This window comes from Mixta intestinalis, from assembly GCF_009914055.1.
In the GTDB taxonomy this organism is placed as follows: domain Bacteria; phylum Pseudomonadota; class Gammaproteobacteria; order Enterobacterales; family Enterobacteriaceae; genus Mixta; species Mixta intestinalis.
The window spans coordinates 529058-553551 of the sequence record NZ_CP028271.1; the positions used below are offsets into that span (position 1 = coordinate 529058).

Genomic DNA, 24494 nt, shown 5'->3' on the forward strand with positions numbered 1-24494 from the left:
TCAACTTCTCCGTGTGACGCGTGTAACTTCTTCCAGCGAGGTTACGCCCGCTAAAACGCGCTCCAGCCCGTTCTGACAGAGCGTCGCGCCGTTGAGGTGTTGCGCCAGACTCACCTCATCTTCGCCATGTAAGATGGCGCTACGCAGTGCATCGTCCACCAGCAGCAGTTCATGAATCGCCGTTCGCCCGCGGTAGCCGGTAAAGTTGCATGCCGGGCAGCCCCGGGGACGAAAAATCTGATGACCGGCGGGTAAAAGCCCACCTTCGTCGGTTGTTGTTGGATAACGACATGCCGGACAGAGTATCCGCACCAGGCGTTGTGCCATGACGCCCAGCAACGATGTCGCCAGTAAAAACGGTTCGACGCCCATATCCCGCAAGCGGGTAATGGCTCCGGCGGCGCTGTTGGTATGCAGAGTGGATAACACCAGATGACCGGTAAGCGAAGCCTGGACGGCGATGGCGGCAGTTTCGCTGTCGCGAATTTCGCCTACCATAACCACATCCGGGTCCTGTCGCAGAATGGCGCGCAGCCCGCGTGCAAAGGTCATATCAACCTTACTGTTGACCTGAGTTTGTCCGATGCCCGGCAGATCGTATTCAACCGGATCTTCCACCGTCAGAATATTGCGCTCTTTGCTGTTTAACTGACTCAGCGCAGCATAGAGCGTGGTGCTTTTGCCTGAGCCGGTTGGCCCGGTAACCAGAATGATGCCGTGCGGCTGCGCCAGCAGCGAAGTGGTTTGCTGATACAGCGCTGGCGACATGCCCAACGCTTGCAGATTCAGCTGGATGGAGTTTTTGTCCAACAGGCGCAGCACCACGCGTTCTCCGTGGTTGGCGGGCAGGGTGGAAACACGCACGTCGATGGCGCGTCCACCGATGCGCAAAGCAATACGACCATCCTGCGGAATACGCTTCTCGGCAATATCGAGTTTCGCCATGACTTTAATACGTGACACCAGCAGGGCGGCGAGCCGCCGCTGCGGTTGCAGGATTTCGCGCAGTACGCCATCAATGCGAAAACGTATGCTGAGATAGCGCTCAAAGGTTTCGATATGGATATCGGACGCGCCCTCTTTAATCGCCTCGCCCAGCATGGCGTTAATCAGGCGAATGATGGGCGCGCCATCGTCGCTTTCCAGCAGATCGTCCTGTTCAGGGAGCTCCTCCGCAAGGGTATAAAAATCCATCTCGTTACCCAGTTCGGCCATTACGCGCTGTACCCGATCGTCTCCCCCTTGCCAGCTATCCATTAATCGCTGTTCAAACGCCTCATCTTCTAATAGCTGAACCTGTAACGGTACGCCTGCCGCTCTGCGCGCTTCGCTCAGTGCCGTTACCGTAACGTCTGCACGGCATAGCAGCAGCATTCCTTCCGCCTGCTCGCACAGCAGCACACCGTGGCGGCGAGAAAAAGCAGCGTTAAGTAAAGGGGCAGTCATGGTTTGCTCCTCACAACTTGCTGTAAAACAGGGCGATAGCGCTGCGAACCTCATTAAACCCCTTATCGGCGGCCAGCTCCGGCAGGTTCAGCCGCTGAGCTGGCTGATCTCGCCACAGCTCAGCTTCCGGGGTGTTAACGTCATGACGCTGAAACTGCCGATATTTCCCTGTCGAGGTGCTGTCGTAATGCTGCTGATCGCGGATGATTGTCGGGCGGATAAACAGCATCAGATTGCGTTTTTCACGGCTTTTACTTTTGTAGCTGAACAGGTTACCGAGCAGCGGGATATCGCCCAGCAGCGGCACTTTGCTGACGCTTTCCCGGCTGGTGGTGTTAAGTAAGCCGCCAACCACCACGGTGGCACCGCTGGAAACCAACACCGCATTGCTGACGGTGCGCGTGTTGAAAACCGCGCCCAGCTCGTTGGTGTGGGCATTTTCCGCCACGCTCGATACTTCCTGCTCTATCTCCAGCAGAACCGAATCGCCTTCGTTTATTTGCGGATTGACCTTAAGTTTGACGCCGACGGTTTTACGTTCGACGGTATTAAAGATGTTATCGCCGGAGGTAGTTTGCGAGCCTGACAGCACCGGCACTTCCTGACCAACGTTGAAAATGGCCTCTTTGTTATCGATAGTGACGATGCTGGGCGTCGCCAGAATATTGTTTTTGCTGTCGCTGGACAGGGCGGTCAGCAGCATGGCCCAGTTGCCGGAATAGAAACCGGCGGCAATCCCGTTGAAGGCACCCAGCGCATCGCTCATGCTGTCTGAAATTTTTCCATCCTGGCGATACCGGTCGGCGGCGGCAACCACGCTACTGACCGGCAGCCCGCTATTGGGAAACTGCGTCATTCCGGCATGGGTATGGCTCCACTGAACGCCAAGATTAAGCCCGTCGGCATTCTGCACCTCAGCGATAATCGCCTCCACCAGCACCTGCGGGCGACGAATATCGAGACGGGCGATCACCTGTTCCAGCTCATTCATTACGTCTGGCGTAGCGTTAATAATCAGCGAGTTGGTCTGCGGGTCAGCTTTTATCACCATATCTTTGCTGAGGATGCCGCTCGTGCCAGCATTCTCCTGGTTGCCGCCGACGCCGGTCAGCACCTCAACCAGCTTTTCCGCGCTGGCATATTTCAAATAAACCACGCGGGTGTTGCCACGGCTGACCTGAGGTTTATCCAGCTGGCGAACCATCGCCGCCAGGCGGCCGCGCGCCCGATCGTCACCGCTGATCAGCACCGCGTTGGTTCGCTCATCGGCCACGATCCGTCCCGGTGGCGCGGCGTTTTTATTGTTATCCTGGGCCATCTGCGTGACCAGACGAGCAACCTCAGCAGCTGAAGCATGCTGAAGGGGCAGGGTTTGCACCTTCTGTCCGCCTGCATTGTCGACCCGCTCGATAATCTGCATCAGACGGTTAATCACTGCGGCGCGTCCGGTAAGCAGCAGGACGTTGGAAGGATCGTAATGCACGACGTTTCCAACACCGGCATTATCGTTAAGCTGACGCAGCAGCGGCGCTAAATCACGTGCGGTCACGTTATGTAGCGGCGCGACGCGGGTTACCACTTCGTCGCCGCGCGCGGTGCTGCTGTTATCCACTACCGGTATCGAGGCGTTTTTGGCGTCTTTCGCTTTTACCACCTTCAGCACGCCGTTATCCATCGGCACCACGGCGAAGCCGTATACATCAAGCACACTAAGAAAGAACTGGTAGTATTGCTCTTCATTAAGCATGTCGTAGCTGCGTACGGTGATAGTGCCGCGAACGCCAGGATCGATAATCACCGTTTTATTAAGATTTTTGCTGACGGTGTTAATAAATTCATGAACCTCGACGCCCTTAAAGCTTGCTGAAAATTCTGCGGCCTGTAGGGGCAGCGCCAGGCAAAGCCCAAAAACTGTCAGCCAGCGGCTACATCGTCCCATGATGTTTCCTCATCCAGTGAAACCGAAATGTCATAACGCTGGCCGTCGCGCTCTACGGATACGGTGACCGTACGTAGCTGAGGCAGCTGCAATAAAATATGTTGGGCCTGTTGCTTATCACGCAGATCGGCTCCGTTAATGGCTACTGCCAGATCTCCCGGCTTAAATCCCAGACTGGCAAAAAGTGCAGATTTACGCCCCGGATTGATTCTGTAGCCGAGCAGCCTGTCACCTTCACGTACCGGTGTGACGCTCAGATAGTCGGCAATATCCGCCGGACGCTGTTTTAACTGGCGCGTCAGGCTGGAGGATAGCGGTTTGGCTGTCACCGTTTGCGGCAGCGGAGGCTGGTGGGGATAGCGTAACCAGGTGTTGCCTCCCGGTTCTGCTAACAGCACGCCATCAGCCGTAATCTGACGGACAGAGACGTTTGCAAGCGGTAAGTTATCGCCGACGGCATAGCTCGCCTGACGTCCCTGATAAAGAATCACCGCCAACGCTAATTGTGAATCATTGCTGGCGATCAGGCCGGTTAGCGTCAAAGGTAAAGAGGTAGTAGCTAAAGATACCGACGTTGTTATTGCGTTATTCGCCGCTATATTTTCTGCGCCGAATAATCCCGGAGAAATAACCGGTAATGGCCGGGATGAGACAGGGGATTGATTAATTTCTTTTGTGGAAATGTGATTTAAAGGAAAGGCTAACTGCCAGCTAATTTTCGCCATAAGCCAGCCAGCGATAATTATTGCTGTGATAGTTAATAATTTGGATAGTAATAAAATATCCATATGAGGTAACTTTTTGTTTTTCATCTATTATGTCAGTATTATTTTTGGTCCTGATTTTATTTAATCTGCAATTCATTTATATGTGAATAATATTCAATAGCTGCATTTTTGATATATATAAAGTTTAATTATTCATCTCACTTCTTTCCCCGGGAATGTTTTTAACTCATTATTAGCCTTTAAACATAATGGAAATTAATAAATGTGTGGTCATGATCACGCATTGGAAAACTCTTAATTTCAAGCCTTGAAATAAAATGACATAGTCAAAAAAACAAAAAACAGATCGCGTTACGGTCGTTTCGCTTTCTTGCTAATTCTTTTTTCATCGCATCGTTACCTCATTACTTTTGCAAAATGGAGTTGTCATATGATTTTAAAAAGGAAATCAGCTCTTATATTTAGTGGGATATTCATCTCCGCCCTGACCGGGTGTGACAACAGCACTGAACATCCCCCGGAACAAACAACAAAACAGGCCGAACTTGAAGCACGCAATGTGAACTTGCTTACGGTAGACGGACTTAAATTCAAAGACTTAAATAAGAACGGCAAGCTTGATAGCTATGAAGACTGGCGCCTTGACAGTGAAACCAGGGCAAAGGCGCTTACCTCATTAATGAGCGTCGAGGAAAAAGCAGGAGCGATGATGCATGGCACCATTACGCTCAATGATGAAGGACGTGTCGATTTCGACACCACTCAGGAAGAGATTAAACAAGGATTTGTAAATACCTTCATTACCCGTATGGCCGGGAATCCTCGCTATATCTCAGCGGACAATAATAAGTTACAGGAACTGGCGGAAGAAACCCGGCTGGGGATACCGATTACTATCAGTACCGATCCGCGCCATCATTTTGTTAACGATCCTAATGCAACCAGCGTGGCGGCAGGCAGCTTCTCCCAGTGGCCGGAAACCCTGGGGCTGGCGGCGATTAATGATGCTGAACTGGTGAAAACCTTCGGCGATATCGCCCGTCAGGAATATCGCGCTGTCGGCATCCATATGGCGCTGTCGCCGCAGGCCGATCTTGCCACCGAGCCGCGCTGGGGACGTATTAACGGAACCTTTGGCGAGGATAATCAGATTGCCAAAAGAATGGTACAGGCCTACGTTGAAGGTTTTCAGCAAGGTGCTGAAGGTCTGAAGCCGGACAGCGTAGCTACCGTGGTCAAGCACTTTGCTGGCGGTGGCCCGCAGCTCCGGGGACTGGATCCCCATAATATCTATGGTAAAGAGCAGGTCTATCCGGGCGATAACCTGGAATACCACCTGGTGCCGTTTGAAGGCGCGTTTGCCGCTAACGTGGCGTCGGTTATGCCTTACTACGGACAGCCGATCGGCCTGTGGTATCAGGGGCAGCAGATTGAGGAAGTCGGTTTTGGTTACAGCAAGCAGGTATTAACCGATATGCTGCGCGGACGTTTCGCCTTTAAGGGCGTTATTCTCAGCGACTGGGGGATCCTGGAGGACTGTATTGGGCAGTGCGCAACGGGTATCAGTGATGAAGAAGTGGCCGCTGGAGTTTCACCGTGGAAAGCCGGAATTGGCATGTCGTGGGGCGTGGAAAACCTGACACGCCAGGAGCGTGTGGTGAAGTCGATCGAAGCGGGTATGGATCAGTTCGGTGGCACAACTAATTCCAGCGATCTGATTGCGGCCATTAATCAACAACAGATCCCTGTGACGCGTATTGACGAGTCGGTTGTCCGCATCATGAAGCAGAAATTTGATCTGGGACTGTTTGAAAAACCCTTCGTTAATGAAGATAAAGCCCTTGAAATCGTAGGTAACACGCTATTCCAGCAAAAAGCTGATGTGGCCCAGCGCCGTTCGCAGGTGCTGCTGCAAAATAATAATGGTTTGTTGCCGCTGGCGCTGAGCGGTAAAAAAGTCTTTTTACACAATGTTAACGCCACCGTTGCTGCCCGCTATGGCTTGCAGGCTGTGGAAAGCCCTGAGCAGGCAGAGATCGCTATCCTGCGTGTTGATACGCCACATCAGAATGAACCGCACTATCCCTTTGGCTCAGTTAATTTTGGACAGCTTGGGTTTGAAGATGATGACAGCGTCGTGCTGGATGAGTTATCTGATGTTTACAGCGGCAGTGAAGATTATCAGCTGATTAAGCAGATAGAAGCGCTCAATATTCCTACCGTCATTTCGGTATATATCGATCGCCCGGTCATTCTCACCAATATTGTTGATAAAACCGATGTATTGCTGGCGAACTTCGGCGCTTCTGATGAGGCGGTGCTGGATGTGATTACCGGTAAGAGCAAAGCCGAGGGCAAAATGCCGTTCGAGCTGCCTTCCAGCTGGCAGGCGGTGCTGGATCAGAAAGAAGATGTCGCTCATGACAGCGACGATCCCTTATTTCCCATCGGAGCAGGGATTTTATAACGTTTCCATACGGGCCTGGGAACAGGCCCGTTTTTCATTTTATCGTGCAGATTAAGAAAAGCTTCTCCGATCTGTCGGTATCACCGCACGTATCGTTTTACTCACGCACTTTAAAAAACTCATTAACCGGCAATAGTATCGCTATGCTTTTATGAATCACGCCTCCGATGTTAGGATTACTCCTAAATTTACCTCTGAGGAGAACCACGTGAAAAAATTTTTGGCAGTAAGTTTGCTGGCGCTATTGCTGACCGGATGTGATAAGCCCACGATTGATGCGACTACTGATGAGACGATGAAAACGTCTATTGTGAAAGTCAGAGAGGCGCTTCCTGAGAATAAAAGAGATGAATTTGACAACGCGCTGAAAGTAGTAGCTTTGAGTAGCATTAATCTGGGTGAATTGCTACGCAAAGGTATGGAAGGTGCCAACGATGACTCGCTGGCTGAAAAAATGCGTGAAGCATTTGCCGGTAAAACGGGCGAGGAGGTTATTGCGGAAGCGAAAAAAATTATGGCTGAAAAAGAGTTACAGCAATAACAACAGGTCCTGCTGACTCAACCTCTGGCGTAACCGCTAAGCGCCGGAACGGAGCCAATAAAAAATTGTTCAGACCCGCTGAAAGGCGGGTTTTTTATAGCTATTTCCCCATTGTACCTGAAGGCCAATGGTTTTATTATTGAGCGAGTTATTATGCCGGGTTAAGGTTGCGACAAAAAAATCGAATCCGTGTATAAAACAATTTGGTAATAAAACAGCCTACTACTCCTCAATAAAATGACATCTTCATTAGTAATAGCAGCATAAAACAAGACGAGATTATCGTCTGCTGTTAATTATTACACATTGATTTTTTTAGTCAGGGTTTGTGTGTTTTTTGAGGTTGTATTTCAGACGGCTAATGTAAGCAGGATAATAATATATCAAGGATATGATTATGGAAGATAATAATATAAATGCGCTAAAAAATGAGATTAACACCAGGATTATCCCCTTTATTACACTCTCTGTGTTAACCTGCGGTTTCTATGAGATGATGTGGATGTATTTATACCAGGCAAAAATGGCCAGGGTTATGGGTGCGTCATTTATTCATAAAGACTTCCCGGTATGGTTGGCTATAGTCGCAGGTATAGGTATGTATTGCACTTTATTTAAATTTAGCTACCCTGTGCCGGGTTACACCGATAGTACTATAGTATTATGGGCAGAACGGCTGGAGATACTATTTTTCCTTCTTAAACTTACTATGCAAGTAGTTTGGGCGTTTAAAGTAAGAGATGCTATGCAATTATATGCATTAAAAGAGTTTCGGTTTGATTTAAAAATGAATCGTTTTTATACTTTTATATTTGGTGGTTACTATATTCTCTATTGTATTAATCGAATGGAAAAAAACTATCAAAAGCATTTAATTCTTACCGGGAAACAAAAAATTTAACATTTTCCAGTTGAGGTTAGCTGCGGCATTACGAATAAATGATGACCAGCGGGCACCCCTGATAACAGGGGCTTTCGCTGGCATCATGCTTTTACTGATAGGAAAATGTCACGCTGGCTAACGCATTGGCTGAACCCGGCGTCAGTTCACCAGTACGGATATAGCGCGCCTGAAACGGCAAAGAGAGCCGCTGGGCCTGACCAATATGCTGAATAAAAAATTGATTAGCCGTACCGCGTGAGGCGCTGTCCGGGCCCAGTTTGAGCGGCCCTGTACCATCATAAAAAAATTCTACTCCCACACCAGCCGCAGTAGACGTACCGGTAAGTGAAACCACGGAAGATCGGTTTTCCGGATTACTTTGATCCGTTACGACTGCGTTTAAAGCAATATTTTCATCGCAGTCAACATCAATAGTGAAACTGGCGGCAGGCGAGGTACTGCCAATAGCAGGTAGTTCACGCACATTGATATCACCAAGATCAAGGTCAATACTGTCGGTATTAATGGTACAGCCAGCGGCTTTCACGATAAAGCTGGTTGGATTGATATAAACATTAGCCGTTATGCTGGTGTTAGTGCTGTCATAGGCGGTTAATACCGCAACGTGGATCAGCGGCGATCGATGCGATCCCGACTGCAGTTTCTCACCTGTTTTAACAAAAGTCACTTTGACCGTCCAGCCCAGTGAAGGGGCATAAATACTCCCGGCATCTCCGACTGGATAAGTCTGTGACGTTGACATCTGTAAAGGAATATAGTTAGACGCGTGATAATCTTTTACCGCTACTATATAACCTATCCCAGGTATGCTGGTTTCGAAAACATTATACCGGGCACCATCTAGCATAACCGAAAAACCGGCAGATTTAATCGTGCCTGATGGCTCAACCGTTCCCCTTGCGCAAATAATAATGAAGTCACACCAGATAACTTCATCAATTTCCATTTTTTCGGTCCAGGTTACGCCCATTATATTGCCGGGAAGGATAGCCTCTGCTGCGGCAGAATAGTGCAACGGCAGAGGCGACAGAATGATGTCAGTAAATTTCTCCATTGCGGAAACATGGCTAATCAGACTGAACCATAATGCAGCGAGGCGCAAAATTAAGCGAAAAGAGAAAGTGTTCATTGATACTCCAGCATCCAGGTTGCGACGGCAGAAACGGCTCCTGCATTCACCTGTGCCTCTGTGGCAATCAGGCGGGCGTAAAATTTAATCTGTACGGTATCCTCCCCGGTCAATCCATAAGTCGGCGTGTGCGTATTTAGCGCGACGGGGTCTTCATTTTTATCCAGCAGCTGTATCGCTACTCCGCTGGCGCCGCCTTCATCCACTTTAATATACTGAGGGTTGTGAGGATCCGGCGTAGCGATAAACAGCACTCTGACGCCACGAAAAGTAGAGGAGCAGTCTTCCAGGTTAATAAAAAATGATTTGGCCGGGCTGATTCGATTACCGGAAATAGTAAAATTACGCATGCCGATTTCACCTAAAGGCACATTAAGGTTTTTACTGTCTGTTGCTATTGTGCAGCCGTTACCAACAATATTTCCGCTGGCGGAAATCATCGTATCGTAAGCCTGTACGCGATAAGGAAGGGCACAAAACAGCAGGCCTGAAAATATTATCTGGCGGCTTAGCGACATATCAGTTCCTGGGAATAAAGGCCGGTTACGGTGCGGTAATAAGACTTGCTGAGCTGATACTCAGCCGTACAGAATTTATCGGTATCCTGGCCCCATACGGCAAGTAATTTCCCCTGTAACGGCAAACCGGATAAATAGAGACTGCCGCCGTCACCGACGATACCTGAGTTAGGCTTTTCATTCTGTAACGTAACGATTGAGCCAAAAGGCAGAACGCCATTCTGGTGACGCAGGATAAACATGGCTTTCATCCCTACACGTACCGGTATCGTCGCTCTGACCAGCGCGCCTTCCGTAGGGGCTTTATTAACGATGGCATTATTTATTTCTACTTCATGGCCTGCGGTGGTGATATCCATTTCAACCCGGTTAAGCTGGTATGGCGTGGCGTAAGGGATAACCGCATAACCGCGCCCGTCCGTTTTAATGCCGCGATAGTTTCTGATACTGACATGGGCGGCACCTGGCGCCTTGATTAATATATTGGTATTACCCAGCGGCTGACTTAGCGTAACGCCGTCGGCATGCAGAACCGCTCCGCCGCTAACGCCGTAATTATACTGCCGGGAATGGGGGGAATAACCATAGCTGAGATAATAGTCGCCGGTTGTTCCCCGATACTGCATGGCAATATCACCACCATATTCCCGGCGTGCGTTATAGCGTTGGTTAAGGTTATAGGTAAGATTATTTTGTTCCGGTAAATGACCGCTCAGGCCAGCGCTGTGAGTATTGCCGCTGCTGGTTGAATGCGTATGGGAGTAACGCAGGCGCGTTAGATTGGTTGGTTTCCCTAACGCGACGGAAAGGGAAAGGGCGATAATGTTATCCTTTTTGCTGTCAAAGAGCATGGTGCTTTGCTGATAGTTAATGCCCCAGGTGATATTTTGCAGCGTATTGTGCCAGGCAAACTGGATACCTTCTGTCGATTTATCGGTGTGCCAGTAGGTTTGTTTTTCCCATGAAAGTGATAGCGTGCCAAAACGTTGTAACGGATGGGAAAGAAGAACCTGATTTTTCGCCTTGCGTGTCAGGCTCAGATTGACGTTATTCTGATAATAGATCGACTCATTGTTATTATTATCGGTGAGCGTATTTCCGCTGCCCGCCATTTTTTTATAAGTGGTATCGTTCAGGGTGTAGAACCCTTTGGTAGAAAAGCGCCACGAGTAAAAATTTATTCGGGTTCCCGCCTGATAAATCAGTTTATTGTAACGCAGACGAATAGCATTACCGTTGTAAGTATTATCATTTGGCAACTGGCTGATGCTGTGGGTGGCATCCAGCGAGAACGCACCCAACCGCCCCATATTTTGTCCTACGCCCAACGCCAGACCAGTATATTGCGGGGAAATTTGCGTCCCGCCGAAAAAGGTTAACCCGTAACGCCAGCCGTAAAAAGCTTCGCCGTGGAAAAAAAGCGGATCGCTTTGATTGGTTGTTGGGCGATAACGACCAAGAGCGAGGGAATATTTAAGCTGCCCGGCCCGAACCAGGTTAGGGTTGCTGGAAAAAGGAATGCTGTAACGCTTTTCGCTGCCGTCCTCTTCTTTTATGGTAACGAGCAAATCTTCGCCGGAAGATGCCGGGTAAAGATCGCGTAAAATAAATTCGCCAGGCGGCACCGAGATTTGATAAACAATATTGCCGTTCTGATGTACCGTTACGATGGCGTTGCTGTTGGCGATACCGCGTACTTCCGGCGCGTAACCGCGCAGGCTGGCTGGTAACATATTATCATCGGAGCTGAGCGCAAGTCCGCGTAGCCCTGCGGCATCAAAAATTTGTGAGGAAGTATAAGTTTCGCCAAGCCAAATTTGTGACTGTATAGCTGGTACGTCACGTTGTAACCAGGAGCGGATGTGCGTTAACTGAGATTTCCCGTTGCTGCTGGTCCAGGTAGAATAGTCGCGAAAACGCCACGGGCCGAAATTAATACCGCTGTTCAGACTGGTAAAAATTCGATTTTGCCGCGTGCGCCTTGTTCCGCGAGAGACATTATGCGAGCCGTTAGCAACATAATTAAGCCAGGCGGCAGTAATCCCATCTTCCCAAAGTTCCGGGCTGGTATAGCCGCGCGGCAGCTTTTTTATATAGCGCTGTGGTACCGTAAATCTGAGGGTAAGGTTGTTTTGATCAAAGTTGAAAGTTATGCCGGGAAAAAACCGGGAAAGAACATAACAGCGTTGAGGACCACTACTGGCGGCTTCCGGTGCCTGGTTGACGTCTATCCCTGTTGCGGCTAACTGTTCCGGCGTAATACAGGGCGTGAGCTGTTTTTCGCCCTGCTGTTCGTTCATTTTAAATAAGACCTTGCCGGTGAAGGCGTAATTTTCGTTAATAAATACCGTCACATCATAGTCGCCGGGAGGAAAATCTAATCCTGCCAATAACCAGCTTAAATCGGCGTTATTTTCGTGTTCCCCATTTAAAAAGGCGGGATTAAAGCGCAAGCCGCTCTGCGCGCAGGCGCTGGTTCCGAATAATGTCAAATTAATCAGAACAAACAGGACTCCGGGCTTCACGATGGTTCTGTTTCCTTGTCAGGGCTGTTTTAAATTAATGAAAGCGTCAGTATGATTTTAATTGCTGTGTAACCTCGGCTGTCCATGCGCCGTAATCATTGATCGTGCGATAGGAGAACTGTTTGGCCAGCGGAAATTCCCCTTCCAGTTCAGTCTCACTTTTAGGTGCAAGCATACGTGGCTTCACCGTTTTACCATCTACGTTTAGCTCAATAAGCGTAATGTAATAGGGAGTAGGGTTTTTTAAAATAAGGCGATTGTAGTGAAGCTCTCCCGTAATAAGTTTCCAGGCCTTATCTGCCTGGGCGGATAATTCAGCCGGGCGATAAATTAATTTAATTCGACTTGCTGAAGCAAAATGCAGTACGCTTTTATGCGTATCTTCTGTCGTTTGCGGGATGGCTTTCGCCGTTAGCCAATAGAGCGTTTCCCTGTCTTTATATTTAGGCTTGCCGCTGAAAATAACCTTTAGCGCATTCTCAGATGATGGTTTTAATACAAATAGCGGTGGCGTTATCACAAAATCATTACTGCGTTCTCCCTGTTCATTTTCTATCCATGACTGAATAAGAAACGGATCCGATTTATTGGTATTTCGAAGGCTTAATGAAGCTTGATTCACCGAACTTAAATAGACCATTCTGGTAACACTTAATCCCACTCCGCCAGCTTTCGCTTCTGAGTAAGAGGAAAAAGCGGCCAGTAAAAACATGATGGGTAATAACCGCATAGTTCATTCCGTTGAAATAAGAAAGTGAAGTCCGATCTTGCGATCGGACTTATCAATCAGGCATAGGTCAGGGTATAGGTTGCCGTCGCGGTGATACTACCTGGCGTCGCGCTCCCTGCCGGTGAAATGAGCGTGGCCTTAAAGGTCAGTGGCGTAGTGGCAGCGTTTAAAGTAACGGATTTTGATGCTGCGCCTAAGTTGAGCCTGGACCCATCAGTATCGTAGAAGCGGATGGCTACCTTTTGGGCATCGCCGCTGGTGGCCAGCGCGGTGGTGTCCGTTGTATCTGGTGTACCGTTGAAAGTAACCACCACGCCTTTTAGCACTGAGTTGTCACAGCCGTTCAAATTGATGGTGAAGCTTTTCTTTATCGGTGATTCGCTGTTGGCCCCCGCTAAGGTTTTACTACCTACCGATCCCATATCCACATTTAAGGTGACGTTATCGCCTGCAATAACACAGGCTGAATTCACAATGCTGCCGCTGAATTCTACCGTTCCTGTATTAGCCCAGGCTGTACCGGTGATGAAAGACATTGCGGTCAGGCTGGCAGATAATAGCGTTTTTGACGGTAGATATTTTTTTAATTTTTTTTTCATTTCTTTCCCTTTAACGATCATGTTTCTGACAGGCGGAGAGTTAATGGCTTAAAAAAACCAGTAAATCCGCCTTGTTTTTCAACCCCAGCTTCCTTGTTGCTGAGACTTTTAAGGCGCTCACGCGATGATAAGAGAGCTTCTCTTTTTGTGCGATCGCCGTTAATGAATGGCCGCTTTTAAGCGCGTTCAAAATTTGCCACTCCGCCTGCGTAAGATGCAGGCGAGAAGCAACATATTTAGCAGGCCGGCGAAAATTTTTTAAGATGCTTGACGCTTTTGCCTGCCAGACCGGCATTGCATCTTTTAGCGAAAAAAATGCATCTATATTGTTTCTTAGCCAGTGTGACGGAATATATTCTTCTGAATACAGACATATCGTCAGGTCCGGGTAATCTTTTTTTATTTGTTTTAAGCAGGCTAAACAACTGTAACCAGATTGCCCTGCTATGTTTTCTGAAATAAAAAGCATATTGATATGCCATTTATCCAGAACCATATATAACACATCATAGCTACGGACCGAGGCCTTGATAGTAATATGTTCATCTAATTCCAGTAAAAGTGCAGCAATACCCTGACGGGTAAAATTATTAGGGTCCAGAATCGCAATATCTTTACGTTCTTTCAGGGTAAGTATCATTTTTATATTACTCCTTCACGACCTGTGTTTAATGTAATGTTTTTCTCTTTTCCCAATCAATAAAACGTCATTGCTAACAATTAAACAGCATATAATTTCAAACTGATCGGTAATTTAAGTTTTTTACAATAAATGCTGCTGAAAATCATTAATTTTTAGTTTTTTTAACTGCCATTGGTGAGCGATTTTTTCTTTTTCTAATGATTATTCACTGAGATAGTCATAAGACTTTTAGCGGAAAATTCCTAATTCCCCCATGGAACTCATTATTTTCATTAGGATTTATCTACAATGAGTAAATGGAAATAAATATTTAACTGAAAGTGACTCTTGTTTTAATCGTTAAGCTTTCTTATGTCAGGAGACGATGGTTTTGCTGAATAATAAACAGACAGGCGGTTTATCTGCTGCCAGTCTGGAGCAAGTGGCGTCATCCCGGCGGTTGTGATTTTCTGGATAATTTGTTGTTCGATTAGGTTGATTAAGCGCCTGCTGGCGACAGAGGAGGGGAGGGGCTGTGCCGTATTCATCGGTTGCCCGACAGATATTATTGCGCACAGTTTTTCTGTTAACAGGCGAATAGCCTGTAGAAAATCGCTAAGCTAAGGTAAGAACATCAGGCAAAAGGGAGACACTATGGCAGATATCAGGCTCGTTGCTGTCGATATGGACGGTACTTTTCTCGATGACGACAAAAATTACAACCGTGAACGCTTCCGGCAACAGTATGCGCAGCTTAAAGCGCGTGGCATTCGTTTTGTTGTTGCCAGCGGCAACCAGTATTATCAACTCCGTTCTTTTTTCCCGGATATCGCAGATGAAATCGCTTTTGTGGCGGAAAATGGTGCCTATATTGTAGAGGCGGGAGAGGACCTTTTTGTCGGTGAGTTCGCGCGCCAGGATATACCAAAAGTCATTGATACGCTGGTGCGCGGCGATTATCCCGATTTGAACTATATACTCTGCGGTTATCAAAGCGCATGGTATTTTTCTGATGTGCCAGCGGCCTATGTGGAAAAGATGCGCCGCTATTGCCATCGGCTTCAGCCGGTAGCGCGACTGGAAGAGATCGACGATCGTTTGTTCAAATTCGCCCTTAATCTTTCTGATGAATATGTTCCAACGCTAATGGCCGATATTGAACGCTATCACGCTGGCGTAGCGACTGCCGTCACCAGCGGTCACGGTTCGGTCGATCTGATCATTCCCGGTCTGCATAAGGCTCACGGGCTGCGGCTTTTACAGCAGCGCTGGGGAATTGACGATCGACAGGTTGTGGCATTCGGTGATGGTGGCAACGATCTGGAAATGCTGAAGCAGGCCGGTTTTGGCTTTGCTATGGCTAACGCGCCGGAACGGGTTAAAGGTGCGGCGCGCTATCAGGCGCCTTCAAATAATGATGAAGGCGTGCTGGAGGTGATTCAGCAGTTGCTGGAGGGGCGTTATCCGTTTGATTAAGCCGTGCAGTCCCAGGCCTGTTCCAGCATCCAGCGCAGCTGGGCTTCACTGTAGCTGACCAGGGCATTTTTACTGTTGGCACGCGCGACGATCCACTCAATTTCTGCGGCGTTCAGTGCAGGCTTCTGCTGCCAGAACGGCAAAATAGCCTGCTGTTTTAGCCACTGACTTAAATAGTCAGCAGGAGAGGGATGGGGCGTGCCAAACAGCGCCAGCTGAAGTTCGGTCATGAGTGCCTGCTGTTCCGGATGCGTGCTTTTAGCCAGTAACGTCAGGAAGGGAAACAGCAATCGCCCGCAAACCTCACCGTGATGTTCCTCTTTAATTGCGCCCAGCTCACCGGCGATACCGTGAATAACGCCCAGACCCGCCATACTCAGGCTCAGTCCACCCAGCCAGGAGGCTAACAGCATCGCCTCACGTGCGTCTTCACCCTGCCGATCCTGTCGGTTAAGCGCTGGCCATGCGGTGATAAAATGTCGCATGCCGTTAAGCGCCGTCTGGCGCGTAAAAAAATTCCCTTTTGCTGACAGCCAGGCTTCAAACAGATGGGTAAACGCATCAATAGCGCAGCAGGCGAGAACCTTATCTGGCGTGCCGTCCAGCAGACTGGCATCAAGAATAGCAACCTGCGGAACAAAATTGGCGTGGCGCAGAGAAGCCTTAACGTTTATTTCAGTCTTATCGGTGATAACAGCGTTTTGCGTTACTTCGCTGCCTGTTCCGGCGGTGGTAGGAATAGCGATAAGCGGTAAGGTTGCACCGCTAACGGGCGTATCACCAACTTTCTCCAGGTAACGTAGCGTGTTTAGCGGATGCTGACTGATGGCCGCAAAGGCTTTTGCCGCATCCATTACGCTGCCGCCACCGATAGCCACGACACGTTCAACGCGCCCACGCCAGCGCGTAACCCATCGGTCGATATCATCAGGCGAAGCCTCATGAGCCACAATTTCACAACCAGCCAGCAGCGGATCCAGCTGCGCACGTATCGCTGCGTAGTGAGGCCCTTTAAGAAAGGAGGCGCTACAAAACAGTAGCGTAGGCAGAGTGGGCTGTTGCAACAGCGGGAGCAACGTTTTGAGGCTGCCGCGTCCGAAAAAAGTTTGCCGATTGGCGATGGTCTGGCTGATTAACACGTTTATCTCCGCAGCACTATGATTGAAAGAGTGACAGTTTAACGATCAGCCTGTAGCGAGATAACGTCGACAGATGTTAACGATACGATAAAAAGTTGATCGTCTTCGCAGATCGTTAATTCTGCCTGCCGCCTGCATTCCCGCGACAAAATGTTACCGTTAACATGTTATCGGTAACAGCAGGATTCGGTTTTCAGGCCGCCTGTTCTGTTTATGCCGATGGCTAATGCGCAACGTAGCATAAAAGCAGAAGCCGTACCTTCAGCGGTTATTCACCGGAGAAATAGTATGCCATTAGTTATCGTTGCGGTAGGAGTTGCTATTCTGCTGCTGCTAATGATTCGCTTCAGACTTAATGGGTTTATTGCGTTGATTCTGGTCGCGCTGGCAGTGGGAATGATGCAGGGCATGCCGGTTAACAAAGTCATCGCCTCGATTAAAACGGGCATGGGCAGTACGTTGGGTAGCCTGGCGCTGATCATGGGTTTTGGAGCCATGCTGGGAAAACTGTTGGCCGATTGCGGTGGGGCACAGCGGATTGCCACCACGCTGATTGCGAAATTTGGGCAGCGCTATATTCAATGGGCGGTGGTACTGACAGGTTTTACCGTTGGTTTCGCACTTTTTTATGAGGTGGGCTTTGTCCTGCTGCTGCCGCTGGTGTTCAGTATTGCCGCCTCTGCGCGCGTACCGCTACTCTATATCGGCGTGCCAATGGCTACGGCGCTCTCTGTTACTCACGGTTTCCTTCCGCCGCATCCGGGGCCGACCGCTATCGCCACGTTGTTCAATGCCGATATGGGGAAAACGCTGCTGTTTGGCACGCTGCTGGCGATACCGACGGTGATCCTGGCCGGGCCGGTTTATGCCCACTTCCTGAAAAATATCGATAAGCCGATTCCGCAGGGGCTATATAACCCAAAAACCTTTAGTGAAGCGGAAATGCCCAGCTTTGGCGTAAGCGTCTGGACTGCACTGGTGCCGGTGATACTGATGGCGCTGCGTGCTGTTGCGGAGATGGTGCTGTCAAAAGGGCACGCTTTACTTCCCTGGGCAGAGTTTTTCGGCGATCCGGTGATGGCGACCTTAATTGCCGTGCTGATTGGTATTTTTACCTTCGGTCTGAACCGGGGGCGCAGCATGGACGATGTCATGGGGACGCTAACGGACTCGATTAAAATCATCGCCATGATGCTGTTGATAATTGGTGGCGGTGGGGCGTTTAAGCAAGTGCTGGTCGACAGCGGCGTAGATAAATATATTGCTGGCCTGATGCAGGAAACCAACGTTTCCCCGATCTTTATGGCCTGGTCTATTGCCGCCGTGCTGCGTATTGCGCTGGGTTCAGCTACCGTCGCGGCCATTACGGCAGGCGGTATTGTCGCTCCCTTAATCGCTACCACCGGGGCCAGCCCTGAACTGATGGTTATCGCTGTCGGCGCGGGCAGCGTTATCTTCTCGCACGTTAACGATCCGGGCTTCTGGCTGTTTAAGGAGTATTTTAACCTGACGATTGGTGAAACGATGCGCTCATGGTCAGCGCTGGAAACCATTATTTCGCTGTGTGGTCTGATTGGCTGTCTGCTGCTTTCCACGCTGCTCTGAATAACGCATACCGATAAAAACGTAAGGGTCACGCAACGGTGACCCCATCGGCTTAGTGTGGCTGACGGAAACCAGCCTTGATGAGCTGCTCGCGTAGCGCGTAGGTGATATCGCGATTGCCGCCGGTTATCGGATAAATCACATTGTTAACGACATCATCCAGGTAGTGCTCTTCAAACTCCTGCAAAGAGAGCTGACCGCCGCCCTCATCGTTAATTGAGATAGAGCCTTTGATATGGTCACCGGCATTTTTTGCCTTGAGGCAATATCGCCCCATACAGGTATTAAGCGTACTCATAACGCCTCCTTTTGACAGGTTAAGAAGTGGAGCAGTGATGCTCCATCCGGGCTGCGTTATAAGTTTAGTGTTCTTTTTTTGAACAGGGTGGGTTGCAGCACAAAGCGAACATCTCTGCACGATCTGACTCGCAAAAATGCAGAATTTACAGCCTTAACTATACTTAGCTGACGGGAGCCGCTGCGGTCACTTTCAGTACAGTATGCTGTGCAAAACGAAGGCCGCAGTGATATTTATTTAAGGGTCAGACCGATACGGTGATGGCCAGGCAGGGGAGAGAACGGAATGAAAATTATACTGTGGATTATCGCCATCATTTTTATTGTTGGTCTGCTGACGTTGACAGGCGTATTTAAGATTCTGTTTTAGTGCGTTCTGGCGGCACCGTCATTGAGGTGCCGCCGGTAGTGTGAGTTAACATCTGCTGCGTTGATCAAGAGTAGAGCGATTAATCAAATCAATTTCTGTATTTGGTAGTAAATCCTGAGAAGTGAAAGGTTTAAAACAATAAGCACATACCGCACCATGATGAAATCTCCCTTTCTGATCTCCGGTGGTATAGCGAAACCGTTTACTACCACAGGCGGTACATCTGACTTTCATGACCATCCTTATCTTCCTTACTGCTGATACTGATTTCGCGGCGGGAATATCTTAGCAAAAACTCAATAAAGATCTATAAATTTACTTTATGTGTTCGCTGGGTTTATGGTTACTATTAACACAATGAAAATTAAAAGAATTTAACCATTTTGTTTTGTTTCCTGGCGCTTTTTAGCTAATAAATAGTGTGATTCAATGATATTTATCAAGATTTTGTGAGATATAGATCGGTTATTGCTGTTTTTTTATTTTTTATGGTCAAGTATTCTTAATAAGAAAGCGTTATGCTAAATCGTCTTATTGATGAGGCGGAATGAATAAGAAAGTCGTGATGGCAAGTTGAGAAGATATAAGAGGGTGGAGACTACCATACCGGATGAAACAGGGAGTATGGAGAAAAAAGCCTGGCTTCATCTGCCCAAAAAACTGGCGTAGCGTTAAATTTTCGCCGGGATAAAGGATTTATTTTGCATTTCGGTCTGGTAAAGGCTTAATACGGTGTCAATCCTGTTAAAATCTTTATTTTTTAGTGGGTTATCGATAAAAAGTGCTTTGCTGATTCTGGAATGCCGATAGGATCTGGTGGTTTTTAACGACGATAAAAGCGTCCGCCGTGAAAAAATAGCGATATTTATCACTTTTTCTTCACGGCGCACTGGACAAAAGGCGCAGCAATTGCTGTACTTAACCCCGACACAGTTTAGTGTCCATTTTTCATGTAAAGGTAATATAGATGTCCAAGATCAAAGGTAACGTTAAGTGGTTTAATGAGTCCAAAGGATTCGGCTTCATTACTCCGGAAGATGGCAGCAAAGACGTATTCGTACACTTCTCTGCTATCCAGAGCAACGGTTTCAAAACCCTGGCTGAAGGTCAGCGTGTAGAGTTTGAAATCACCGACGGCGCAAAAGGCCCATCTGCTGCTAACGTTATCGCTCTGTAAGTTAACAGTCAGAATTTTAAAAACCCGCTTTCAGGCGGGTTTTTTTTCGCCTGTCGTCAGCGGTATACGTAGAGTGCGACGAAAAAAATTAACGAGAAGCCGCTCAGTACAACGGCAAACAGTTCTGAAAAGCACAGCGGCAGCAAATCTTTCATTGTTTTTCTCCTTCTGATCTGCTGCTCATTTTGTCAACGCAAGATTAAGAAAACATTAATTGTTGCTTTGCTGCATATAAAAGAATTTTCTTACTTTTAGCTGACTCGATTTTCTTGCCTTTCTGCATCAGCTCCGTCTATAACTCTGATGAATCTTATACATTCCGCCCACTTCCCGGAGTTCCTATGAATATTCGCCCCGCCCGAGCTGAAGACAGCTTTTCTCTTACCGCCTTGTTAAACGAATTAGGCTATGGTGACACCGAGAGTTTTATGGCGCGACGATTGCAACAGCTGGTGGCCGATCCTGATGAGCTGCTGATTGTAGCGGAAGACCAGCAGTCTGTACTGGGTTTCTTATCGCTGCACTTTATCCCACAGCTGGCGTTAGCGGGAGATTTTGCCCGTATCAGCTATTTTTGCGTGGCGGAAGGCGCGAGAAGTAAAGGGCTGGGGCAACAGTTATTGCAGTATGCTGAACAGCAGGCGCGCAAGCGGGGCTGCGATCGTATGGAAGTGCATTGCAATGAAAAACGCATCAAAGCGAATCAGTTTTACGCGCGCGAGAATTACCTGGAATCGCCACGTTACCGTATCAAGTCGCTGCTCGCCTGACAGGGCCGCTGATGGTGCCTTGCCCGACCGGATAAGAGGAACATAACGTTATGAAAGTTGCGATGGGGCAGTTTGCCGTAGCACCAGAATGGGAACAGAACGTGGCGACCTGTCGTCGGCTGATGCGCCAGTCATATGAGGCGGGTGCTACGCTGCTGGTGTTGCCGGAAGCGATACTGGCGGCGGATATGAACGATCCGGGGCTGGCAGTAAGAGAGGCACAGCCGCTTGATGGGCCGTTTTTAACGCAGCTGAGGCTGGCAAGTCGGGACAGTGCAGTAACGACGATCTTTAGTATGCATATTCCTGACGGACCACAGCGGGTCGTTAATGCGCAAATTGCTCTGCGCGATGGGGAGATTATTGCCCGCTACGATAAGCTGCATCTGTATGATGCCTTTGCCATGCAGGAGTCAAAGCGGGTAAACGCAGGTAATACGCTGCCGCCGCTGGTGGACGTTGGCGGTATGAAGGTCGGCATGATGACCTGTTACGATATTCGCTTCCCGGAGCTGGCGCGTCGTCTGGTAGTGGATGGGGCTGAGGTTCTGGTATTACCTTCAGCCTGGGTACGAGGGCCGCTAAAAGAACATCACTGGGAGGTGTTGACTACGGCGCGGGCGCTGGAGAACACCTGCTATCTTATTGCTGTAGGGGAGTGTGGACCGCGTAATATCGGTAACAGTATGATTATCGATCCGCTTGGCGTTGTTATTGCCCGCGCGGCGGAGGAACCGGCCCTGATCTTCGCCGAGCTGGATGCGCATCGTGTTGCCAGCGTGCGCCAACGGCTCCCGGTATTGATAAACCGTCGCTTCGCACGTCCTGAGCTAAACGCTGTCGATGGAACAACTGGTCAATAAACGCAGATTAATGCTGTAATGGCGGTAAAATTAGCACTCTGTTACATGTCGCTGTTGTATTAATCAACGTTCTGCGCGTTAATAGCGGCAGTTGTCTTCCCTGGTTAATGTAAGAAGGTGTTATGGAAGGTATCAGTATTACCAAATTACTGGTTATCGGTGCGCTGATCGTACTGCTGTTCGGCACAAATAAGCTTCGTTCGCTGGGCGGCGATTTAGGCGCTGCCATTAAAGGCTTTAAAAAAGCGATGAAGGATGAAGATGGTGCGGCCCCTGCGAAAGCAGAAGAGCTGCCGACCGAGCGCGTTACGCACAAAGAGTAAGCTCTGGGGCATATTAGGTTACAAAATGTAACCCTGTAGCGATTGAAAGCCAGCGCCCGCTGGCTTTCATTATATCTGAGCGAAAAAAAACGCAGCCGGGTAGCTGCGTTTTTCTGGCAAACGGCGTGAATTACTTCACTTCCATCCCTTTTGCCTGTAGATCCGCATGGTAAGACGAGCGAACAAAAGGCCCGCAGGCTGCGTGGGTAAAGCCCATCGCCAGTGCTTCCGCTTTCATTTCATCAAACTCAGCCGGGCTAACGTAACGCTGTACCGGCAAATGGTGGCGGCTTGGCTGTAAGTACTGGCCCAGGGTCAGCATGGTTACGCCGTGACGACGCAGATCGCGCATAACTTCCACAATCTCCTCGTTGGTTTCCCCCAGACCTACCATCAGGCCTGATTTAGTCGGAATCGACGGATGCGCTGCCTTAAAGCGCTCCAGCAGCTGTAACGACCACTCATAGTTGGCACCAGGGCGTACCTGACGATAGAGGCGTGGCACGTTTTCCAGATTGTGGTTAAACACGTCCGGCGGCGTGGCGGTAAGAATTTCAAGCGCGCGATCCATACGACCGCGGAAGTCAGGTACCAGCGTTTCGATTTTAATCGTTGGGCTTTTTTCGCGAATGGCGCTGATACAGTCGGCAAAGTGCTGTGCGCCGCCGTCACGCAGATCGTCACGGTCAACGGAGGTAACCACGACGTAGCGCAGACCCATGTCGGCAATCGTCTGGGCCAGCTTGCCCGGCTCGTTGCTGTCCGGCATTAGTGGGCGACCGTGTGCCACGTCGCAGAAAGGGCAGCGGCGGGTACAGATAGCGCCGAGGATCATAAAGGTCGCAGTGCCGTGGTTAAAACATTCCGCAAGGTTAGGGCAGGAGGCCTCTTCACAGACAGAGTGCAGACCGTTTTTACGCATCGCCGCCTTGATGCCCTGGATACGGCTCGAATCAGCGGGCAGTTTGATTTTCATCCACTCCGGCTTGCGTAATAACTCCTGACGCTCGGTGACGACGGTTTTCACCGGGATTAACGCCATTTTATCTGCGTCGCGATACTTAACGCCGCGTTCCATCTGAATCGGTTTACTCATAATCTTGCAGCTTCCAGGTTGGATTGCAGTTTGAAAAGAGGCCGTAACTCATTGAGTCAGTTGCTTTTTCAACTTTATTTGTAAAAATCGCAAAAATTATATCATTTTGCTGCCTGACAAACAGCTTGCCAGGTGCGGAATGCGTTGCGGAATTGTAAAATGGCACGCATGGTTACAAAAGATCAAGTTCGTCCGCTGGTTGCCAGCTTGCCGTTTCAATTTGCAGCTGCTGTAAAAATTTCTCCACCAGCAGCGGCTGCACCTCATCTGGTGTCACGCTCGCACGAAAAGCGCTCAGCTGGGTCATCTCCAGCCCGGCGTAGCCGCAGGGATTAATGCGCAGAAAAGGCGACAGATCCATGGCGACATTTAGCGCCAGGCCGTGAAACGAACAGCCCTGACGGATACGTAAGCCAAGCGAGCAGATCTTTTTTCCGGCTACGTAGACGCCAGGCGCATCCGGGCGGGCGCTGGCTTCTACATCGTAATGCGCCAGCGTATCCACGACAGTCTGCTCCATCGCCGTAACCAGCTGGCGAACGCCCAGCTTGCGGCGCTTCAAATCGATAAGCACATACATTACCTGCTGACCTGGCCCGTGATAGGTAACCTGACCGCCACGATCGCTCTGTACGACCGGAATATCGCCCGGCATCAGCAGATGCTCAGCTTTTCCGGCCTGACCCTGAGTAAAAACGGGAGGATGCTCCACCAGCCAGAGCTCATCTGGCGTATCGACACCGCGCCGATCGGTGAACTGATGCATAGCAAGCGAGACGGGTTCCCAGGGGCGCAGGCCCAGCTGGCGCACAATAAGAGAAGGCTGTTGCAAAACGTACTTTCCGCTTCAGAGAAAGAACTCAGTATAACGCTGGCCGTGGGCGAGAACTACCCGCCCTGACCGCGCAAACGCGTTATAACACCATACGCACAATTTCAATATTGCCCAGTTCTTCATAGAGCGTTTCAACCTGCTCAATATGCGTTGCGGTGATGGTGATGGATACGGAGTGATAGTTGCCTTTGCTGCTGGGTTTGACCTCCGGCGTATAGTCGCCGGGCGCATGGCGCTGCACCACTTCCACCACGTGATCGACCAGCTCAGGTTGCGCCAGTCCCATTACTTTGTAGGTAAAGGAACAGGGAAATTCGAGCAGTTCATTCAGTTTGGTTTTCATATGGACTCCGGTGCTAAAAAAGACTCCCGCCGTAGCGGGAGTGGACTTATAC

24 protein-coding genes are annotated in these 24494 nt (G+C 49.3%); 10 read left to right on the plus strand and 14 right to left on the minus strand.

Annotation, left to right across the window (positions count from 1 at the left end):
- The 3 genes from gspE to gspC are packed head-to-tail and all read right to left on the minus strand — an operon-like array spanning position 1 to position 4110.
- Positions 1 to 1446 (minus strand): type II secretion system ATPase GspE, encoded by a 1446-nt coding sequence (gspE, locus tag C7M51_RS02440; RefSeq protein ID WP_160620193.1) that lies wholly within the window; start codon positions 1444 to 1446, stop codon positions 1 to 3.
- A gap of 10 nt (positions 1447 to 1456) precedes the next feature.
- The gene (gspD, locus tag C7M51_RS02445) at positions 1457 to 3385 is read right to left on the minus strand and encodes a type II secretion system secretin GspD (RefSeq protein WP_160620195.1); all 1929 of its coding nucleotides are present in this window, start codon (positions 3383 to 3385) and stop codon (positions 1457 to 1459) included.
- Positions 3361 to 4110 carry a type II secretion system protein GspC gene (gspC, locus tag C7M51_RS02450; protein ID WP_160620197.1) on the minus strand — a complete coding sequence of 250 codons (750 nt, stop codon included), beginning with the start codon at positions 4108 to 4110 and terminating at the stop codon, positions 3361 to 3363. The genes gspD and gspC overlap by 25 nt, the downstream gene beginning before the upstream one ends.
- A 562-nt stretch (positions 4111 to 4672) precedes the next feature.
- Here gspC and C7M51_RS02455 point away from each other — a divergent pair.
- The 3 genes from C7M51_RS02455 to C7M51_RS02465 all read left to right on the plus strand — a co-directional run bounded on the left by C7M51_RS02455 (position 4673) and on the right by C7M51_RS02465 (position 8022).
- Positions 4673 to 6580 carry a glycoside hydrolase family 3 protein gene (locus C7M51_RS02455; protein ID WP_244323790.1) on the plus strand — a complete coding sequence of 636 codons (1908 nt, stop codon included), beginning with the start codon at positions 4673 to 4675 and terminating at the stop codon, positions 6578 to 6580.
- A gap of 208 nt (positions 6581 to 6788) precedes the next feature.
- Positions 6789 to 7121, plus strand: coding sequence for a DUF6694 family lipoprotein (locus C7M51_RS02460; RefSeq protein WP_160620201.1), 333 nt, complete (start codon positions 6789 to 6791; stop codon positions 7119 to 7121).
- Positions 7122 to 7518: 397 nt separating this feature from the next.
- On the plus strand, positions 7519 to 8022 hold the full coding sequence (locus tag C7M51_RS02465) for a DUF4234 domain-containing protein (RefSeq protein ID WP_160620203.1): 504 nt from the start codon (positions 7519 to 7521) through the stop codon (positions 8020 to 8022).
- Between the two features lie 91 nt (positions 8023 to 8113).
- Here C7M51_RS02465 and C7M51_RS02470 read toward each other — a convergent pair whose 3' ends face one another.
- The 6 genes from C7M51_RS02470 to C7M51_RS02495 form a co-directional block, all read right to left on the minus strand.
- A complete protein-coding gene (locus C7M51_RS02470; protein WP_341874754.1) occupies positions 8114 to 8971 on the minus strand; it encodes a fimbrial protein in 858 nt (285 codons plus the stop codon).
- 179 nt (positions 8972 to 9150) lie between these two features.
- Positions 9151 to 9672, minus strand: a complete 522-nt coding sequence (locus C7M51_RS02475) for a fimbrial protein (protein WP_160620205.1) — start codon at positions 9670 to 9672, stop codon at positions 9151 to 9153.
- On the minus strand, positions 9663 to 12197 hold the full coding sequence (locus C7M51_RS02480) for a fimbria/pilus outer membrane usher protein (RefSeq protein ID WP_160620207.1): 2535 nt from the start codon (positions 12195 to 12197) through the stop codon (positions 9663 to 9665). Before C7M51_RS02480 ends, C7M51_RS02475 begins: the two co-directional genes overlap by 10 nt.
- Positions 12198 to 12243: 46 nt before the next feature.
- The gene (locus C7M51_RS02485; RefSeq protein WP_160620209.1) at positions 12244 to 12927 is read right to left on the minus strand and encodes a fimbrial biogenesis chaperone; all 684 of its coding nucleotides are present in this window, start codon (positions 12925 to 12927) and stop codon (positions 12244 to 12246) included.
- Positions 12928 to 12983: 56 nt separating this feature from the next.
- Positions 12984 to 13526, minus strand: a complete 543-nt coding sequence (locus tag C7M51_RS02490; RefSeq protein WP_160620210.1) for a fimbrial protein — start codon at positions 13524 to 13526, stop codon at positions 12984 to 12986.
- 40 nt (positions 13527 to 13566) lie between these two features.
- Positions 13567 to 14166: a LuxR C-terminal-related transcriptional regulator gene (locus tag C7M51_RS02495; RefSeq protein WP_160620212.1), complete on the minus strand. Its 600-nt coding sequence runs from the start codon at positions 14164 to 14166 to the stop codon at positions 13567 to 13569.
- A gap of 636 nt (positions 14167 to 14802) precedes the next feature.
- Here C7M51_RS02495 and C7M51_RS02500 point away from each other — a divergent pair.
- On the plus strand, positions 14803 to 15624 hold the full coding sequence (locus tag C7M51_RS02500) for a Cof-type HAD-IIB family hydrolase (protein ID WP_160620214.1): 822 nt from the start codon (positions 14803 to 14805) through the stop codon (positions 15622 to 15624).
- Here the strand turns inward: C7M51_RS02500 and C7M51_RS02505 are convergent.
- Positions 15621 to 16763 carry an iron-containing alcohol dehydrogenase gene (locus C7M51_RS02505; protein WP_160620216.1) on the minus strand — a complete coding sequence of 381 codons (1143 nt, stop codon included), beginning with the start codon at positions 16761 to 16763 and terminating at the stop codon, positions 15621 to 15623. The genes C7M51_RS02500 and C7M51_RS02505 overlap by 4 nt on opposite strands.
- 288 nt (positions 16764 to 17051) lie before the next feature.
- Here C7M51_RS02505 and gntT point away from each other — a divergent pair, with 288 nt between their 5' ends.
- Positions 17052 to 18368 (plus strand): gluconate transporter, encoded by a 1317-nt coding sequence (gene gntT / locus C7M51_RS02510; RefSeq protein ID WP_160620219.1) that lies wholly within the window; start codon positions 17052 to 17054, stop codon positions 18366 to 18368.
- A gap of 52 nt (positions 18369 to 18420) precedes the next feature.
- Here gntT and C7M51_RS02515 read toward each other — a convergent pair whose 3' ends face one another.
- Positions 18421 to 18666: a hypothetical protein gene (locus tag C7M51_RS02515; protein ID WP_160620221.1), complete on the minus strand. Its 246-nt coding sequence runs from the start codon at positions 18664 to 18666 to the stop codon at positions 18421 to 18423.
- Between the two features lie 285 nt (positions 18667 to 18951).
- Here C7M51_RS02515 and C7M51_RS22860 point away from each other — a divergent pair, with 285 nt between their 5' ends.
- From C7M51_RS22860 to tatE, 5 genes are all read left to right on the plus strand, one after another.
- Positions 18952 to 19035 carry a small membrane protein YohP gene (locus tag C7M51_RS22860; protein WP_442897173.1) on the plus strand — a complete coding sequence of 28 codons (84 nt, stop codon included), beginning with the start codon at positions 18952 to 18954 and terminating at the stop codon, positions 19033 to 19035.
- A 967-nt stretch (positions 19036 to 20002) separates the two neighbouring features.
- Entirely contained in the window at positions 20003 to 20212 is a 210-nt protein-coding gene (cspE, locus tag C7M51_RS02520; RefSeq protein WP_038627478.1) for a transcription antiterminator/RNA stability regulator CspE, read from the plus strand.
- A gap of 341 nt (positions 20213 to 20553) precedes the next feature.
- Positions 20554 to 20982, plus strand: a complete 429-nt coding sequence (locus C7M51_RS02525) for a GNAT family N-acetyltransferase (RefSeq protein ID WP_160620223.1) — start codon at positions 20554 to 20556, stop codon at positions 20980 to 20982.
- A gap of 50 nt (positions 20983 to 21032) precedes the next feature.
- Complete coding sequence (locus C7M51_RS02530) at positions 21033 to 21845, plus strand: deaminated glutathione amidase (protein ID WP_160620225.1); 813 nt, start codon at positions 21033 to 21035, stop codon at positions 21843 to 21845.
- 122 nt (positions 21846 to 21967) lie between these two features.
- On the plus strand, positions 21968 to 22168 hold the full coding sequence (gene tatE / locus C7M51_RS02535; RefSeq protein ID WP_160620227.1) for a twin-arginine translocase subunit TatE: 201 nt from the start codon (positions 21968 to 21970) through the stop codon (positions 22166 to 22168).
- Between the two features lie 130 nt (positions 22169 to 22298).
- Here the strand turns inward: tatE and lipA are convergent, their stop codons facing one another.
- From lipA to ybeD, 3 genes are all read right to left on the minus strand, one after another.
- On the minus strand, positions 22299 to 23264 hold the full coding sequence (lipA, locus tag C7M51_RS02540; protein ID WP_160620229.1) for a lipoyl synthase: 966 nt from the start codon (positions 23262 to 23264) through the stop codon (positions 22299 to 22301).
- A gap of 172 nt (positions 23265 to 23436) precedes the next feature.
- On the minus strand, positions 23437 to 24096 hold the full coding sequence (lipB, locus tag C7M51_RS02545) for a lipoyl(octanoyl) transferase LipB (protein ID WP_160620231.1): 660 nt from the start codon (positions 24094 to 24096) through the stop codon (positions 23437 to 23439).
- A gap of 82 nt (positions 24097 to 24178) precedes the next feature.
- Complete coding sequence (gene ybeD / locus C7M51_RS02550) at positions 24179 to 24442, minus strand: DUF493 family protein YbeD (protein WP_160620234.1); 264 nt, start codon at positions 24440 to 24442, stop codon at positions 24179 to 24181.
- Positions 24443 to 24494: the final 52 nt, after the last annotated feature.